The 1,268-nt window shown below is 56.9% G+C and carries 1 rRNA gene (cut by a window edge); it reads left to right on the top strand.

From position 1 onward, the window contains the following. Positions 1–1,198 (top strand): 23S ribosomal RNA (locus tag AB0Q90_RS42020); its annotated part reaches 1,264 nt to the left of the window's first position; the annotation flags it as partial. Positions 1,199–1,268: the final 70 nt, after the last annotated feature.

The following is a 1,268-nucleotide window of genomic DNA, read 5'->3' on the forward strand; positions in this document are numbered from 1 at the left end:
ACGTCCGGTGATGAGCTTTGCGCTCTGAGCTGGGGGTGGCCGCAGAGACCAGCGAGAAGCGACTGTTTACTAAAAACACAGGTCCGTGCGAAGCCGTAAGGCGATGTATACGGACTGACGCCTGCCCGGTGCTGGAACGTTAAGGGGACCGGTTAGTCACTCTTCGGGGTGGCGAAGCTGAGAACTTAAGCGCCAGTAAACGGCGGTGGTAACTATAACCATCCTAAGGTAGCGAAATTCCTTGTCGGGTAAGTTCCGACCTGCACGAATGGCGTAACGACTTCTCGACTGTCTCAACCATAGGCCCGGTGAAATTGCACTACGAGTAAAGATGCTCGTTTCGCGCAGCAGGACGGAAAGACCCCGGGACCTTTACTACAGTTTGATATTGGTGTTCGGTTCGGCTTGTGTAGGATAGCTGGGAGACTGTGAACTCTGGACGCCAGTTCAGGGGGAGTCGTCGTTGAAATACCAGTCTGGTCGTGCTGGATGTCTAACCTGGGTCCGTGATCCGGATCAGGGACAGTGTCTGATGGGTAGTTTAACTGGGGCGGTTGCCTCCTAAAGGGTAACGGAGGCGCCCAAAGGTTCCCTCAGCCTGGTTGGCAATCAGGTGTTGAGTGTAAGTGCACAAGGGAGCTTGACTGTGAGACCGACGGGTCGAGCAGGGACGAAAGTCGGGACTAGTGATCCGGCGGTGGCTTGTGGAAGCGCCGTCGCTCAACGGATAAAAGGTACCCCGGGGATAACAGGCTGATCTTCCCCAAGAGTCCATATCGACGGGATGGTTTGGCACCTCGATGTCGGCTCGTCGCATCCTGGGGCTGGAGTCGGTCCCAAGGGTTGGGCTGTTCGCCCATTAAAGCGGTACGCGAGCTGGGTTTAGAACGTCGTGAGACAGTTCGGTCCCTATCCGCTGTGCGCGTAGGAGTCTTGAGAAGGGCTGTCCCTAGTACGAGAGGACCGGGACGGACGAACCTCTGGTGTGCCAGTTGTCCTGCCAAGGGCATGGCTGGTTGGCTACGTTCGGGAGGGATAACCGCTGAAAGCATCTAAGCGGGAAGCCTGCTTCGAGATGAGGACTCCCACCCACTTGATGGGGTAAGGCTCCCAGTAGACGACTGGGTTGATAGGCCGGATCTGGAAGCACGGTAACGTGTGGAGGTGACCGGTACTAATAGGCCGAGGGCTTGTCCTCAGTTGCTCGCGTCCACTGTGTTGGTTCTGAAACCACGAACGGCCCCGTATAGGTCACATACGGTGCGGCA

Origin of the sequence: Streptomyces sp. NPDC079141 (genome assembly GCF_040686775.1) — a bacterium.
In the GTDB taxonomy this organism is placed as follows: Bacteria; Actinomycetota; Actinomycetes; order Streptomycetales; family Streptomycetaceae; genus Streptomyces.